Annotated in this window: 16 protein-coding genes and 1 riboswitch; of the genes, 6 read left to right on the plus strand and 10 right to left on the minus strand. The window is 70.9% G+C overall.

What is annotated here, in order from left to right; all coding sequences use genetic code 11:
* Positions 1–51 precede the first annotated feature (51 nt).
* Complete coding sequence (gene groL, locus E1262_RS18225; RefSeq protein ID WP_132104559.1) at positions 52–1,680, minus strand: chaperonin GroEL; 1,629 nt, start codon at positions 1,678–1,680, stop codon at positions 52–54.
* Positions 1,681–1,886: 206 nt separating this feature from the next.
* Between groL and E1262_RS18230 the strand changes: the two genes are divergently transcribed.
* Positions 1,887–2,351 (plus strand): hypothetical protein, encoded by a 465-nt coding sequence (locus E1262_RS18230; RefSeq protein WP_132104560.1) that lies wholly within the window; start codon positions 1,887–1,889, stop codon positions 2,349–2,351.
* Complete coding sequence (locus E1262_RS18235) at positions 2,348–3,235, plus strand: hypothetical protein (RefSeq protein WP_203453992.1); 888 nt, start codon at positions 2,348–2,350, stop codon at positions 3,233–3,235. The genes E1262_RS18230 and E1262_RS18235 overlap by 4 nt, the downstream gene beginning before the upstream one ends.
* Positions 3,236–3,369: 134 nt before the next feature.
* On the opposite strand, the gene E1262_RS18240 is transcribed toward E1262_RS18235, so the two are convergent.
* The 3 genes from E1262_RS18240 to E1262_RS18250 all read right to left on the minus strand — a co-directional run bounded on the left by E1262_RS18240 (position 3,370) and on the right by E1262_RS18250 (position 7,743).
* On the minus strand, positions 3,370–4,833 hold the full coding sequence (locus E1262_RS18240) for a phytoene desaturase family protein (RefSeq protein ID WP_132104561.1): 1,464 nt from the start codon (positions 4,831–4,833) through the stop codon (positions 3,370–3,372).
* Between the two features lie 21 nt (positions 4,834–4,854).
* Positions 4,855–5,271, minus strand: coding sequence for a hypothetical protein (locus tag E1262_RS18245; RefSeq protein ID WP_132104562.1), 417 nt, complete (start codon positions 5,269–5,271; stop codon positions 4,855–4,857).
* 120 nt (positions 5,272–5,391) lie between these two features.
* Positions 5,392–7,743 carry an Ig-like domain-containing protein gene (locus E1262_RS18250; protein ID WP_132104576.1) on the minus strand — a complete coding sequence of 784 codons (2,352 nt, stop codon included), beginning with the start codon at positions 7,741–7,743 and terminating at the stop codon, positions 5,392–5,394.
* Between the two features lie 137 nt (positions 7,744–7,880).
* Between E1262_RS18250 and E1262_RS18255 the strand changes: the two genes are divergently transcribed.
* Entirely contained in the window at positions 7,881–8,606 is a 726-nt protein-coding gene (locus E1262_RS18255; RefSeq protein WP_132104563.1) for a class E sortase, read from the plus strand.
* A 4-nt stretch (positions 8,607–8,610) separates the two neighbouring features.
* Complete coding sequence (locus tag E1262_RS30950; protein WP_203453993.1) at positions 8,611–8,766, plus strand: hypothetical protein; 156 nt, start codon at positions 8,611–8,613, stop codon at positions 8,764–8,766.
* Positions 8,767–8,810: 44 nt separating this feature from the next.
* Here the strand turns inward: E1262_RS30950 and E1262_RS18260 are convergent, their stop codons facing one another.
* The 5 genes from E1262_RS18260 to E1262_RS18280 all read right to left on the minus strand — a co-directional run bounded on the left by E1262_RS18260 (position 8,811) and on the right by E1262_RS18280 (position 12,537).
* On the minus strand, positions 8,811–9,095 hold the full coding sequence (locus E1262_RS18260; protein ID WP_132104564.1) for a ubiquitin-like small modifier protein 1: 285 nt from the start codon (positions 9,093–9,095) through the stop codon (positions 8,811–8,813).
* Between the two features lie 2 nt (positions 9,096–9,097).
* Positions 9,098–10,345, minus strand: coding sequence for a threonine synthase (gene thrC, locus E1262_RS18265; protein WP_132104565.1), 1,248 nt, complete (start codon positions 10,343–10,345; stop codon positions 9,098–9,100).
* A gap of 15 nt (positions 10,346–10,360) precedes the next feature.
* Positions 10,361–10,476: riboswitch (SAM riboswitch) on the minus strand.
* A gap of 312 nt (positions 10,477–10,788) precedes the next feature.
* Positions 10,789–11,568 carry a trehalose-phosphatase gene (otsB, locus tag E1262_RS18270; protein ID WP_132104566.1) on the minus strand — a complete coding sequence of 260 codons (780 nt, stop codon included), beginning with the start codon at positions 11,566–11,568 and terminating at the stop codon, positions 10,789–10,791.
* Positions 11,565–12,122 (minus strand): LytR C-terminal domain-containing protein, encoded by a 558-nt coding sequence (locus E1262_RS18275; protein WP_132104567.1) that lies wholly within the window; start codon positions 12,120–12,122, stop codon positions 11,565–11,567. The genes otsB and E1262_RS18275 overlap by 4 nt, the downstream gene beginning before the upstream one ends.
* A 169-nt stretch (positions 12,123–12,291) precedes the next feature.
* Complete coding sequence (locus tag E1262_RS18280) at positions 12,292–12,537, minus strand: DUF3263 domain-containing protein (RefSeq protein WP_238992981.1); 246 nt, start codon at positions 12,535–12,537, stop codon at positions 12,292–12,294.
* A 32-nt stretch (positions 12,538–12,569) separates the two neighbouring features.
* On the opposite strand from E1262_RS18280, the gene E1262_RS18285 reads away from it, so the two are divergent.
* A complete protein-coding gene (locus E1262_RS18285) occupies positions 12,570–14,015 on the plus strand; it encodes an alpha,alpha-trehalose-phosphate synthase (UDP-forming) (protein ID WP_132104577.1) in 1,446 nt (481 codons plus the stop codon).
* Between the two features lie 30 nt (positions 14,016–14,045).
* Here E1262_RS18285 and E1262_RS18290 read toward each other — a convergent pair whose 3' ends face one another.
* Positions 14,046–14,273 carry a hypothetical protein gene (locus E1262_RS18290; RefSeq protein ID WP_162605974.1) on the minus strand — a complete coding sequence of 76 codons (228 nt, stop codon included), beginning with the start codon at positions 14,271–14,273 and terminating at the stop codon, positions 14,046–14,048.
* A 377-nt stretch (positions 14,274–14,650) separates the two neighbouring features.
* Between E1262_RS18290 and E1262_RS30955 the strand changes: the two genes are divergently transcribed.
* A partial coding sequence (locus tag E1262_RS30955; RefSeq protein ID WP_420810539.1) for a hypothetical protein occupies positions 14,651–15,288 on the plus strand: 638 nt, incomplete at its 3' end.

A 15,288-nucleotide genomic window follows, 5' to 3' on the forward strand; every position in this document is an offset into this window, starting at 1 on the left:
CTGGCTGGGGTACCGCCCTCGTGCATTGTGGTGCTGGTGAAGCGGCGGGACTCAGAAGTCCATGCCGCCCATGCCACCGCTGGGGTCGGCGGGAGCGGCCGGGGTCTTCTCCGGCTTGTCCGCGACGACGGCCTCGGTGGTGAGGAACAGGCCGGCGATCGACGCGGCGTTCTGCAGCGCCGAGCGGGTGACCTTCACCGGGTCGTTGATGCCCTCGCCGAGCATGTCGACGTACTCGCCGGTGGCGGCGTTGAGGCCCTGGCCGACCGGAAGGCTGCGCACCTTCTCGGCCACGACCCCGCCCTCGAGACCGGCGTTGACGGCGATCTGCTTCAGCGGCGCCTCGACGGCCACCTTGACGATGTTGGCACCGGTGGCCTCGTCGCCCTCCAGCTCCAGCTTCTCGAACGCCGCGGCACCGGCCTGGATGAGCGCCACGCCACCACCGGGGACGATGCCCTCCTCCACGGCCGCCTTGGCGTTGCGCACCGCGTCCTCGATGCGGTGCTTGCGCTCCTTCAGCTCGACCTCGGTCGCCGCGCCCGCCTTGATGACGGCCACGCCGCCGGCCAGCTTGGCCAGCCGCTCCTGCAGCTTCTCGCGGTCGTAGTCCGAGTCGGAGTTCTCGATCTCGGCGCGGATCTGCGACACCCGGCCGGCGATCTGCTCGGCGTCGCCCGCACCCTCGACGATCGTGGTCTCGTCCTTGGTCACGACGACCTTGCGGGCCTGACCGAGCAGGTCCAGGGTCGCGTTCTCCAGCTTGAGGCCGACGGTCTCGCTGATGACCTGGCCACCGGTGAGGATGGCGATGTCCTGCAGCATGGCCTTGCGGCGGTCGCCGAAGCCCGGAGCCTTGACGGCGACGGACTTGAAGGTGCCACGGATCTTGTTGACCACCAGGGTCGCCAGGGCCTCGCCCTCGACGTCCTCGGCGATGATGATCAGTGGCTTGCCGGCCTGCATGACCTTCTCGAGCAGCGGCAGCAGGTCCTTGACGTTCGAGATCTTCGACTCGACCAGCAGGACGTAGGCGTCCTCGAGGACGGCCTCCTGGCGCTCCGGGTCGGTGACGAAGTAGCCGGAGATGTAGCCCTTGTCGAAGCGCATACCCTCGGTGAGCTCGAGCTCCAGCCCGAAGGTGTTGCTCTCCTCGACGGTGATGACGCCTTCCTTGCCGACCTTGTCCATCGCCTCGGCGATCAGCTCACCGATCTGCGGGTCGCCGGCCGAGATCGACGCGGTCGCGGCGATCTGCTCCTTGGTCTCGACCTCACGCGCGGTCGACAGCAGCTGCTCGGCGATCGCCTCGACAGCCCGCTCGATGCCGCGCTTCAGCGCGATCGGGTTCGCACCCGCGGCGACGTTGCGCAGGCCCTCGCGGACCAGCGCCTGGGCCAGCACGGTGGCCGTCGTGGTGCCGTCACCGGCGACGTCGTCGGTCTTCTTCGCGACCTCCTTGACGAGCTCGGCCCCGATCTTCTCCCACGGGTCCTCGAGCTCGATCTCCTTGGCGATCGACACGCCGTCGTTGGTGATGGTGGGGGCGCCCCACTTCTTCTCCAGAACGACGTTGCGGCCCTTCGGGCCGAGAGTGACCCTGACGGCGTCGGCAAGAGAGTTCATGCCACGCTCGAGGCCACGCCGCGCCTCTTCGTCAAAGGCAATGATCTTTGGCATGGGTTCCTGGTCCTCCCATAGCGGGTGGAAGTTCCGGTTCGACGCCCGCGACGGACGACCGCCGGCGCCCGGCTCCTGTCACCGGGCTCCCACGGCCTCGCCGATCCGAAGTCCTGTCACTCTCACCTCGAGAGTGCTAACAACGTGTTTAGCACTCTACCCAGGAGAGTGCAAGCGCCGCCCTATACCTCGTATACTCGCGGGCTGTGAGTTCCGAACCGGCCGTCCGGCGCATCTCCCGGCAGGGTCTGGTCTGGCGGCTCGGCGTCACCGGCGTGGCCCTGGTGATCCTGGCCATGGGCCAGCTCCAGGACACCAACGACTACTTCCCGCTCGGTTCGCTGTCGCAGTACGCGACGCCGCGTGACCTGGACGGCACCGTCCGCTCGGTCTACATGATGGCCGACACCGAGAGCGGCGAGCGGGTCCGGGTTCCGCTCAACCCGGAGGGCGTCGGGGTCGGACGCGCCGACATCGAGTCGCAGCTGAACCGCATCGTCGACGACCCGTCGCTCCTGCAGGCGATCGCCGACGCCTGGTCGGAACTGCACCCCGACGCCGACCAGTACGTCGCGCTCTACGTGATGCGCAGCACCTACCAACTCGAGGACGGCATCCAGCAGGGCGAGCCCGACGTCGAGCAGCTGACCTCGTGGGAGGTGCAGCGGTGACCCGCGCCCTGGGCGCCGGGCGCGCCGTCGTCGGCTGGTGGACCCGGCCCGTCCCGCTGGCCCGGGTGGCCGTGCTGCGGGTCGCGATCTACCTGTTCGTGATCTACGACATCCTCAGGCTCACCAATGACGTCATCCCGATGGCGCACGCGCCGGAGCTGTATTACCCGACCTGGGTGGGCCGCGCGCTGCCGCTGCCCGAGCCGTCGCTGCCGCTGGCCCACACCCTGCAGATCGTCATCATCGTGGGCTGCCTGGTGGCCGCCACGGGCGTCCTGCCGCGGCTGGCCGGCGGCGTCGTGGCCGTCGCGTACTTCCAATGGATGGTGTTCAGCCAGGGCTACGGCTACGTGTCGCACGACCACCTGGCGCTCATGGTGGCGGTCGTGGTGCTGCCGACCATCGGCCGGGCACGGTTCACCGACGACGACTCCAGCGAGCCGGCTGGCTGGGCGTTCCGCTGCGTCCAGGTGTCGGTCGTCGCGACATACTTCGCGTCGGCCGTCGTGAAATGGGTCCGCAGCGGCTCGCCGGCCACGTGGGCCAACGGTGCGGTGTTCATCTGGGCGATCATCCGGCGCGGCTCGGACCTCGTCCGGTGGACCACCGACTACCCGTGGCTGCTGATCATCGCCCAGTGGGGCCTGATCACCATCGAGTTCCTGTCGCCCGTGGTGCTGTGGCTCAAGGGCAAGGCGCTGTATCTGGCGGTGGTCACGTTCGCCGGCTTCCACCTGATGACCTACCTGGCGCTGGGCATCCACTTCCTGCCGACGGTCGTCTGCTGGCTGGCCTTCCTGCCGCTGGAGCGGCTGGTGCCGGTGGCCCAGCGGTGGCTCGGCCGTCTGCGCCGCCGCCCGCCCGTGCCGACGGCCGCTCGCTGAGGCGCCGGTCGGCCACGGGCTGTAGTCCACGTGGTGAGATTTCGCCGCGATTCCGGGGCCATCACGAGGTTTTCTGGAGCATCCCTATGCCTGCAATCGTGTTGAGGCTCGGGTAATCCTGGTGATGCGCTGGGTCAGGGCGCGAGCGACGGCACCCGGCGGATCCCGAACCGCGTCCTGAGCGCCCGCTTGGCGGCGTACAGGCCGCCCATGCCGTGCACCGCCGGCCCGGGCGGCGTCGACCCGGAGCACAGGTAGACGCCCGGCACTGGAGTGGCGTACGGGTTCCACCGCAGGGTGGGCCGGGCGAAGATCTGCCACATGTTCATGGCGCCGGCGGCGATGTCGCCGTCGCGGTAGTTGGCGTTGTGGTCGGCCATCTTCGCCGCCGGGATGGTGTGCCGTTCGACGACGAGGTCGCCGAACCCGGGCGCGAACCGCTCGATCTGCGCCTGCACGACGGCGCCGACGTCGACGGTGGACCCGGCGGGCACGTGGGTGTACGTCCAGAACGGCCGCAGCCCGCCCACCTCGCGGCCGGGGTCGAACACCGCGGGATCGGAGGCCAGGATCATCGGACGCTCGGCGTGGCGGCCGGCGGCCACCTCGGCCTCGGCGTGCGACATCTCCGCCAGCGAGCCGCCGACGTGGATGGTGCCGGCCCGGCGGACCTCCGAGTGCGCCCACGGCACCGGGCCGGAGAGCACGAAGTCGACCTTGGCGGCCGCGTTGCCCGCCTTGAACCGCTCGACGGCGCGGCGATAGCCGGACGGCAGCTGCTCGCCCAGGATGCCGGCGAGGATCCACGGGTTGGTGTCGAACAGGTAGGCGCGCGCCTTCGGCAGCTGCGTCATCGAGGAGATCTCGACGCCGCGGTGGATGCTGCCGCCGTGCGCCTCGAGGTCGGCCACCAGGGCGTCGACGATGGCCTGGCTGCCGCCGACCGGCAGCGGCCAGCCCGGCGAGTGCGCCAGCGCGCCCAGCGAGAGCGCCGTGCCGGCGGCGGTGAGCGTGGGAATGCGCGTGATCGCGTGCGCGGCGACGCCCATCAGCAGGGCCGGCGCGACCTCGTCCTTCCAGCGGATCTTCCCCAGGCCGGTGCCCTGCTCGAGCAGTGCCAGCGCGAACTGCGCCGACGTCAGCAGGTCGGGCGGCAGGCTCCGGCGGTCGGAGAGGGCCAGCTCGACGACGGCCGGCGAGTGCCGCACCAGCGGGCGCATGAGCCGCCGCCAGGACGGGCCGTCGGGGCCGAGGCCCTCGACCGTGCGGTCGAGGTCGCGGTAGGCGACGCCGGCCCGGCCGCCGTCCAGCGGCTGCGCGTAGGACACGTCGGGGTAGTTCAGCCGGACGCCGCGGGCGGCGAGGTCGAAGGCGCGGAAGAACGGCGACGCTGCCGCCATGGGGTGCACGGCCGAGCAGATGTCGTGGACGATGCCGGGCGCCAGGCCGAGGTCGAGGGTGCGGGCTCCGCCGCCGACCGTGTGCTGCGCCTCGTAGACCCGAACCTCTAGACCGGCCCGGGCGAGCACCACCGCAGCCGCCAGCCCATTCGGGCCGGACCCGACGACGACGGCGTCACACTGCTCCGACGCCTGCACATCGTCATCCTACTTCCGCGGTCACTCCGGCGTGGCCGGTGGTGTCATCTGATCGTCGTACAGCAGCCGGCCGCTCGGCGCGACCTGAACGCTGGCGTCACGCAGCAGGAGGTCACGCAGTTGTTCGGGCGTCATGCCGTTGAGCTCGGCGACGTGGTCGAGGTGCTCGCCCAGCGCGTCGATGGCCTCCTGCCCGCTCATCGGACGCGGCAGCAGGTCGTCCTGGCCACCCGGCGCGACGGTGCCGTCGCCGGGCGACGGGGTCGAGGCCGGCGGCGCGTCGGACGGCACCGCGACGGAGCCGTCACCGGAGTCGTCGGAGTCACCGGTGCCATTGGTCAGCCAGACGGCGAGGACCACGGCGAGCGCCACCACCACGACGGCGGCCGCCACGGCGAGCACGCTCCGGCGCCGTTGCTGCGAGGTGGTCTCGGGCACGTCGGTTCCCCCTTCCTGAGTCTGACGCACGGGGCGCGGCCGCGGTTTCGCGGCGTCCGGCCGGAGACGCCGACGGGGCCCGGGACGCGTCGGCCCGGGCCCCGTCGAAGGGGTCGGACGTCAGCCGGCCACGCCCCGCCGGGTGTGCGCGTACAGCGCACCACCCAGGCCGAGCAGGACCACGCCGGCGGTCAGGAGGAACAGGTTCGTCGACGTACCGGTGTCAGGTAGGTCGTCGCCGTCCTCGGTGCCACCCTCGCCGCCGTCGTCGGTGCCACCCTCGCCGCCATCGTCGGAGCCGCCCTCGTCGCCGCTCGCGACGTCGACGGTGAACGACACCGCGTCGGTCTGCGCGGAGGTGACGCCATTGATCGACTGCACCGCCGTGACCGAGCACACGCCGTTGGGCAGGTTCTGCTCGGGCTCGAACGTCCACGCACCCTCGCCGTCGACCTCGGCGGTGCCGGACCAGGTCTCCTCGCCGCAGGTGATGCTCAGCTCGACGGAGGCGCCGGGCAGGCCCTCGCCGCTGAACGTCGGCGTCGCCGTGGTGGCGGTGTCGCCGTCGACCGGCCGCACGATGGTCGGCGGGTCGACCGGGACCACGACGGTGACGGACGCCGTCTCGGGCACCTCGATGCTGCCGACCGTCTGCTGCGCGGTGATCGTCGACTCGCCGTACGGCAGGTCGGCGGTGAGCACGATGCTCCAGGTGCCCTCGTCATCAGTGGTGCCCTCGCCGACGACCTCGTCGCCGATCGTGAGCGTCACCGTCGAGCCGGGCTCGGCGGAGCCGGTGATCTCGACCGGCGACCGCTGCACCTCGTCACCGTCCTCGGGCGAGATGATCGTGATCGGCGCGGCCTCGAACGCGGCCGCCGTGCCGGTCACGGTGTAGTTGCCCAGGCTGCCGTACTCGGTGTAGCCGGAGCCGTTGCTCGGCGTGTTCGCGGCCGGGTCGCCCTGGCCGATGCCGCTGACGCGTACGTAGTACAGGCCGGTCTCCAGCTCGGTCTCGATCTGCGCGTCGAGGCCGGAGGCCGTGCGGTCGGTGGGCGAGCTGGCGATGTCGGTGGCCGCCTCGGGGTTCGCCTCGGCGACCAGCTCGCCGTCGGCGTCGATCAGCTCGAGCCGGATGTCGAGGTTGCCGCCGACGGTGGCGCCCTCGGCCGCCACGGTGACCGGGCCGCCGTTGGTGACGAGCGTGAACACGTCGCGCTCGCCGGACTGCCCGATGACGCCGGCCGCGGTGAACTCGCCGGTGGAGGTGTCCAGGGCGGTGCCCTCGTCGAGCACGTCGCCGTGGTCGTCGGCGGCGTACGCGGCCCGGCCGCCGTAGTGGAACTCGAGCGTCAGCTCTGTGCCGGCCTCGGCGCACGGGGCGGCCTCAGGACCGGCCGGCTTGAACGCCCGGTCGCCCGGCTGCGGGTTGTTCGGGTCGCTGGCGTCGGTGCAGTAGACGTCGGTCCACATCGCGTCGCCGTCGAACACCGCGAACGTGCGGATCGTGGTGTCGGCGGTGATCTCGGCGAGGTCGTCGTCGCCGGGGTTGGTGGCGTCGGCGTAGTCGCCGGGCGACCACTGCGACAGCGGCGTGGACCACGGCGCACCCATGATCGGGCCCCACAGCGAGCCGGGCTCGGCCAGCGCGTCGCCGTAGTACTCGTCGTCGCCGATGCCGTCGTGGGCAAGGTTGAGCGTGTGGCCGACTTCGTGCGAGACGATGTTGCCGACGTCGGGCGCATTGCTGTCGCGCGCCATCGGGGCGAAGATCATGGCCGGCGACAGGAACTCGTTGCCGAACCCGCCCACCCAGGCCCGCCCGCTGGACTCCTCGGCCGGCGCGATGTCCGTGGTGTCGGTGACGACGGCCGTCATGCCGTACTCGCCGTCGTCCTCGGACGTCTTGTACAGCGCGTCGGGACCCGGGTCCGTGGTGGTGACGTTGACGTCGAACGGCGCGTAGTCCTCCGCCACTCGCGCCCACACCTGGTACACGTAGTCCGCGTCCGAGGCGGCCGCGTTCGGGGTCAGCTCGTACACGTCCTCCTGGTAGTACCGGTTCCACTCGGTGCTCCGGATCGTCGCACCGTCGAAGTCGAGGTAGATGGTGAGCGGCGCGCCCGGCTTGGAGCCGCCCGCGGGATCGCCGGGGACGTCGGCGGCCGGCGACGCCTCGCCGGCGTGGTCGTGGTCGTCCGGCGCCTCGAACCGGTCGGTGTAGGACAGCGTCCCACCGTCGCCCACGATGGCCTGGCCGGACTCGACGAGCTCCCGAACGACGTCGACCGCGAGGTCGGCGCGGTCGGCGGCGACCTCGAGCGTCCGGGCCACCACCGCGTCTGACTGGAGGTCGACCAGCTCGGTCAGATCATCGGTGGCGGCCGCCGGCACGGCGCCGGCGAACGCGAGCGCGCCCGTCCCGGTCACCGCCACCGCGGCCAGCAGCCGGCGCGCGATCACGCGATTCATGTATTCATATCTCCTGAAGATTCAATGATTCTCAGGGCACACGCTCGCGGTACGGTAGCAGACCCGATTTTCCGCTTCGACCCTTCTCGCAGAGATCAGCTCACGGGGAGCGGGGGTCGCCGGTTAGGCTCTTGGCCATGCATCGCAAGGCGGCCCGGGGGCGTCGTAAAGCCTCCCGCCGGAAGACCCAGCAGCCGGCGCCCCAGCGCAACGTCGTCGCACTCATCGCGGGTGGTGTCGGCGAGCTCATGCTCACCGCCGGGGCCGTCGTGCTGTTGTTCGTGGTCTACACGCTGTGGGGCACCGGCATCCAGACCGCCAACGCGCAGGACGACCTGCGCGACCAGCTGGGCCTCGATGCCGGGCAGATCGAGAAGGACCCCATTCCGCTCGACGAGCTCGAGGTCGGCGACGCGTACGGCATCATCCGCATCCCCCGCTTCGGCGAGGACTGGGAGTGGATCATCGTCCAGGGCACCGAGGACGCCGACCTCAAGAACGGCCCCGGCCACTACCTCGACACCGTCGACCCGGGCGCGGTCGGGAACTTCTCCATCGCCGGGCACCGTTCTGGTCACGGTGAGCCGTTCGCCCAGTTCCCCGAATTGCAGGTCGGCGACATCATCGAGATCGAGACGGCAACCGGCACGTATCTCTATGAACTGGACAGCGCACCGAACGGAGACCCTGACGGCAACAGGATCGGCATCAGGGACAGTTGGGTGGTCGACCCGGTGCCCGGGGAGGGCGACGAGGCCGAGGCAACCGAGCGGCGCATCACGCTGACCACGTGCTGGCCGCGCTGGGGCTCGTCACACCGTATGTACGCGACCGGGATCCTGATCGGCGGAGAGGAAGTCTAGACAGATGTACGCCTGGATCTGGCGGCACCTGCCGGGACCGTGGCCCGTTCGGCTGCTCATCTACCTGATCCTCATCGCCGCGATCGTCTACGCCCTCTTCATCTGGGTCTTTCCCTGGGCGGAGGACGCCTTCAACATCAGCGAGGTCACCGTCGGCTGACCGTACCTCGGCCCGGGTGTACCTGGCGCCGGCAAGCGCGGCGGTCAGCCGCCGGCGACTGCCGGGATGACCGAAACCTTGGCGCCGGCGGGCGTCGGCGTCTGCAGGCCGTCGGTGAAGCGCACGTCGTCCTCGTTCACGTAGACGTTGACGAACCGGCGGATCTGGCCCGTGTCGTCGAGGACGCGCGCACCGATGCCCGGGTAGGCGGCGTCGAGCGCGCCGAGCACGTCGGCGAGCGTGGCGCCGTCGGGCACCTCGACGCTGACGTCGGACTCGCCCTTGGTGTAGGTGCGCAGGATCGTCGGGACACGTACGGCGACGCTCATGTTCAGCCTCCGTTGACGAGGCTGTGGAACGCCTCGGTAGTGGGTGCGATGGTGCCGGCGGGGCCGACCACGGACGAGACGGCGTCGAGCGTCTTGAGCCCGTCGCCGGTGTTGAAGATGACGGTCTCGGCATCGGGGTCGAGCTTCCCCTCGCGCAGCAGCTTGGCCAGGACAGCGACGGTGACACCGCCGGCGGTCTCGGCGAAGATGCCCTCGGTGCGGGCCAGCAGGCGGATGCCGTCGACCACTTCCTCGTCGCTAACGTCCTCGACCGCGCCACGCGTCCGCCGCGCGACGTCGAGCACGTACGGCCCGTCGGCGGGGTTGCCGATGGCCAGCGACTTCGCGATGGTGTCCGGCCGCACCGGGCGGACGACGTCGTGGCCGGCTTTGAACGCGGCCGCGACCGGCGAGCAGCCCGTCGCCTGCGCACCGAAGATGGCCGGCGCGTCGCCCTCGGCCAGGCCCAGCTGGACGAGCTCGCGGAACGCCTTGTCGACCTTGGTCAGCTGCGAGCCGCTGGCCACCGGGATGACGACCTGACGGGGCAGCCGCCAGCCGAGCTGCTCGGTGGTCTCGTAGCCGAGCGTCTTGGAGCCCTCGGCGTAGTACGGCCGCACGTTGACGTTGACGAACGCCCAGTCGTCGTGCTCGCCGGCCAGCTCCGAGGCCAAGCGGTTGACGTCGTCGTAGTTCCCCTCGACGGCGACCAGCGTGGTGCCGTAGACGGCGCTCGTGACGATCTTGGGCTGCTCGAGGTTGCTCGGGATGAACACGTAGCTGGTGATGCCGGCCCGGGCCGCCGCCGCGGCGACCGCGTTGGCGAGGTTGCCGGTGGATGGGCACGCCAGGACCTTGAAGCCCAGCTCACGCGCCGCCGCCAGCGCGACGGCCACCACGCGGTCCTTGAACGAGTGCGTGGGGTTGGCGGCGTCGTTCTTGATCCACAGGGCCTTGAGGCCGAGCTCGCGGGCCAGGTTGTCGGCGCGGACCAGCGGGGTGAAGCCCGGGTCGGTGTTCGGGATCTCGGTGACGTTCTCGGGCACCGGCAGCAGGTCGCGGTAGCGCCAGATGGACCGCGGGCCGCTCTCGACGCGCTCGCGCGTGATGGTGCCGAAGTCGTAGGCCACCTCGAGCGGCCCGAAGCACTCCAGGCACGCGTAGTAGGGACCCAGCTCGACGGTGGCGCCGCACTCACGACATGACAGGTGCGTAGCGCGCCCAAGGGAGGTGGTGCTGGTGAGGGTCATGCTGCTGCGGATCCCTTCTCATCTCTCCCACCCGGTCGGGCGGGCCGGAATTGGCACCGTCACCGCGCTGATCGACACGGACGGTTGCCGGAGCTTCGACGGGCCGGTCCCTCGGCTCCTCTGGATGAGGACAACTGGCTGTCACCATACGTGCCGGTTTTGGATCCAGGCAGCACACATCCACGATGCGAGACAATTCTGTGTCACATCGTGGATGATCGACATTCCGCGAGACGCCGCGGCAGCCCCCGGCCTGTCACTCGACGGCATCGCGCGTGAGCTGCTCGATGAACGGCCCACGCAGCACACCCAGCCCCGTTGATCTTGGAGAAAGTGCGGTGGCTATCGGACATGTCATCCCCGATTAGCGGCACTACTCCAAGATCAACGACGGATGGACGGCGTCGGCCGCCGAACGGGCTCAGCCCCGCGGTGATACCGCGTCAGTCGAGCGTGGCGAGCTCGCGGAGCAGCGCCTGCACGCCGGGCGGGCCCGGGACGACGACGTCCGCGGCATTCCGCAGCTCGGCGGACGCCTCCTCGGCGTCGGAACAGACGACGATCCCGACGAGGTCCTCCGACGACGCGAGCTCGCGCACCGCCACGACCGCGGGCAGGTCGCCGAGGTCGTCGCCGGCGTAGAGGACGGCGGTGGCGCCGGTCTCGGCCACCAGCGACCGGATCGCGAGGCCCTTGTCGACACCCACCGGACGCAGCTCGAGCACGAACCGGCCGGGCGTGACCTGCAGCCCGGCCTCGGCCGCGACGGCGTCGGCGTGCGGGCGCAGCTCGTCGAGGGCGGCGGCGGGGTCGGACGCGGACCGCGTGTGCAGCGCCACGGAGTGCTGCTTGTCCTCGACGGTGACGCCGGGCCGGGCGGCGGCCAACTCAGTCACCCGCCGCCGGGCGAGGTCGACGCCATCGTCGCTGTCGGGCGTGTTCAGCGTCCCGGCCGACCAGCGCTGCAGGCCGTAGTGCCCCAGCACCAGGAGCCCGGGCACGTCCTGCAGCGAGCCGAGCCGGACGGCTTCGGCGGCGGGCCGGCCGGTGACGACGGCGACCCGGGCGACCCGGGCGGCGACCGCCGTCAGGACGTCGGCGGTGCCGGCCAGCGCGACCGCCCGCCCCGGGTCGGGGACGATCGGCGAGAGGACGCCGTCGAAGTCGAGGGCCACGAGGGTCCGGTCCAGTCGACCGGACAGCCTTCCCAGCTCGGGCGTCACTCGGACTCGACCTCGTCGAGGTAGTCGTCGGCAAGGACGATGACCAGCCGGGTGTCGTTGAACGGTTCGACGTTCGGCATGACGCGCCCGATCTCCGGGAACTGGGTCACCAGCGCGTCGGCGGCCTCCTCCATGCCCTCGGGCACGTAGACCGTGGTCTCCGGGACGTTGCCGGTGAACTCGCTCATCGCGGCGACCTCCCAGCCGCCTTCCTGGAACCGCTCGCTGGCACGCTCCTCGAGCCCGGCCTCGTCGGTCTGGTTGAGCACGCCCAGCGGCTCGCGGACCTCAGGGTCGGCGGTGACCGGCTCCGTCGGCTCCTCCGTCGGCTCCTCCGTCGGCTCCTCGGTGGGTGCGTCGGTGGGCGGCGCCTCGGTCTCGGGCGGCGGCTCCGTCGCCGGCGGTTCCTCCCCGGAGGCGTCACCGGCCGCGATGTCGTCGGGGGTGCTGTCCTCGGTGTCGTCACCGAAGTACCAGAGCAGCGCCAGGACGACCGCCACCGTGCCGACGAGCGCGACGAGCGACGGCCAGAGCCGCTGGAGTCGGTCACTCATCGTCACAGCTTTCCTTTCCCTTGCGGGACTCGCCCCCGCCAGGGACCTTGCGGTCGGCTTTGGCCAAGGGTCAGAAGCGTACGCCACGCGACGTGCCCGAAGCGAGGCACTCGGCTCTGGCGTCCTTGATCAAGATCAGCGACACTGTCGTATGGACTGGCGCGGCCGCTCATGCCTCCGCAGCGAGCGGGCGCCCCGTTCGCGTCCGCAGCCGACGCGATCGCTGCCGCCGCAACCGCCGCACCAGGAGGGGGTCGTGCGCGAGCGCCTCGGGCTGGTCGATCAGCGCGTTCAGCACCTGGTAATAGCGCGTGGCAGAGATGCCCAACTCGCTGCGTACGGCTTGTTCCTTCGCGCCTGGGTACTTCCACCAGCGATGCTCGAACTCGAGGATGTCGCGCTCGTGGTCGTCCATACCAGCCATCGTAGGCAAGGGCTGTGACAGCCATGCAACACCACTCGGTTACCGTTGTCGGCACGAGGAGGCCCCATTTGTCCACGACTGGAACGAGTAGCTTCGTCGTAGTCGCCAATCGGCTGCCTGTCGACCGCGTGTCGACGGCCGACGGCGCGACCACCTGGCGCAGGAGCCCCGGCGGGCTGGTCACCGCTCTGGCTCCGGTGATGCGGGCCTACGACGGTGCGTGGGTGGGCTGGACCGGCTCGCCCGACGACGCACCGGAGCCGTTCTCGACCGATGACATGGACCTGGTGGCGGTCCCGTTGTCGGCCGAGGAGATCGCCCTCTATTACGAGGGGTTCTCCAACGCCACGCTGTGGCCGCTGTACCACGACGTCATCGTCCAGCCGGAATACCACCGCGAGTGGTGGGACGCCTACCGCATGGTCAACCAGCGGTTCGCCCGGGCAGCCGCCGAGGTGGCCGCCGAGAACGCCGTCGTGTTCATCCAGGACTACCAGCTGCAACTGGTGCCGCAGATGTTGCGCGAGCTGCGGCCGGACCTCAAGATCGGCTTCTTCCTGCACATCCCGTTCCCGCCCACCGAGTTGTTCGCGCAGCTGCCCTGGCGGCGGCAGATCCTCGAAGGCCTGCTCGGCGCGGACCTCGTCGGGTTCCAGCGGGCCGGGGCCGCTCGCAACTTCGAGTCCTTGGCCGAGAACTTCACCTCGGCGGTACTGCGCGACGAAACGCTCGTGCTCCCAGACGGCCGCGAGGTGTTCTCCCGCGCCTTCCCCATCTCGATCCAGGTCGAGGAGGTGGCCCGGCTGGCCGAGGACCCCGAGGTCCGGGCCCGGGCCGCGACCATCCGCGAGGAGGTCGGCGCGCCAAGATACATCCTGCTCGGCGTCGACCGGCTCGACTACACCAAGGGCATCGGCCACCGGCTCAAGGCGTTCGGTGAGCTCCTCGCCGAAGGCACGGTCACGCCCGAGGAGGCCGTGCTGTTGCAGGTAGCCACGCCCAGCCGCGAGCGCGTCGAGGCGTACCAGACCCTGCGCGACGACGTCGAGCTGCAGGTGGGGCGCATCAACGGCGACTACGGCCGCATCGGGCACCCCGCCGTGCACTACCTGCACTCCTCCTACGACCGCTCCGAGCTGGTCGCGCTGCTGCTGGCGGCCGACGTCATGGTGGTGACGCCGCTGCGCGACGGCATGAACCTGGTGGCCAAGGAGTACGTCGGTGCCCGGGCCGACCTGCGCGGCGCGCTCGTGCTGTCAGAGTTCGCCGGGGCCGCCGACGAACTGGGCGAGGGCGCGTTCCTTGTCAACCCGCACGACATCGACGGGCTGAAGCGCACCATGCTGACCGCGATGCGCATCGAGCCGGCCGAGGCTGAGCAGCGGATGAAGCTGCTGCGCGACCACGTGACCAGCCACGACATCTCTCGGTGGGCCACCGAGATCCTCACCGCCCTCCGGGCGATCTGACCCCGGCCAGCTGACGCGGGCGTGGCGCCGTCAGCGGCGGTCGTCCTCGCGGTCCGGGTCGACCTCGGTGTAGGCCAGCCAGGCCTGCGTGTCCGCGGCGTCCACGGGCTCGGCGGCGGCCGCCGGCTCGGCCAGTGCGGCCAGCCGCCGCTCCGCCGCCTCGGCGTTGCGCAGCTCCATCTGGGCGACGGCCATGAGGTCACGCAGGCCCTCCGCGCCGAAGCGATCGCGCACGTTCATCACCGCGGTGGTCACCATGGGGTCGACTTCGGGAGTCTGGGGCTGCAGCCGAGGGTCCATCGAGATCACTCCTGGAAACGTTGGCCGGGAGGGTTATGCAAAACCGACGGGCGATGGGGGCCGAAGGTCCCCCTGAGCCCTCGGTCCAGTCCGTACGTGGACTGGAGAGAGTTCGTGATCTTTGCATAACCCGACCTTCGAAGAGGGTTACTAGAGTCGGGTCGTACCGTAACCCGGCCGGGACCCACAACGGGTAGTACCCCTGCTACCGAGTGTCACCGGCGGGCCGCCGTGACAGGATCGCGCGGCATCGACGATGATGAGGGCTGCACAGGCCAGAGTGACACGGGGGTGACGTCCGGCCTGCCCGGAGTTCCCAACGTTACGGTGGTCGATTGCTCCCACGACGGTTCGCCCTCGTCCGCCACGTCGACTACACCGGTGTGTCCGGGGTCGGGGTGGTGGCCTACGGCGTCGTCTTCGCCGACGGCCACGTGGCGCTGCGCTGGGCGTCCGCCCACCCCGCCACCAGCCTGTGGAGCTCGCTCGACGACCTCGTCGCCGTGCACGGTCACGGCGAGGCCACCAGCATCGAGTGGCTCGATCCGGCCACCGACCCGTTCGCCCAGCCGATGGCCTCCCGGGGCGCCGGACGGCGGGCGCGGCGGGTCCAGCCCGAGCCCGTCCTCCCCGAGCCGGTGGTCGAGCCCGACGTCACGCGGGAGACCCGGCCGATCCAGTTCGACCCTGAGCCCGAGCCGGACGCACCCGAACCCGCGCCCGAAACCGGCCCGCCGGAGCCGGAGCCGACGGCGGCTCGTCCCGAGACCGGGCCCACCCGACCCGAGTCGGCGGCCGTCCGCCCGGAGCCGGGCCGGCCGGATGTCGTCCGCCCCGAACTGCTGGGACCGGACCTGCCTCACCCCGAGCCGCTCCAGCGCCGGACGCAGCCCGCCACCGCGGCGGAGCCGGCGGCCCAGCCGGATCGGACCGAGCCGACGGCGGAGTCCGGCCCGCCGCCACCCCCACCCGG

It is taken from the genome of Jiangella aurantiaca, from assembly GCF_004349105.1.
Lineage (GTDB): Bacteria > Actinomycetota > Actinomycetes > Jiangellales > Jiangellaceae > Jiangella > Jiangella aurantiaca.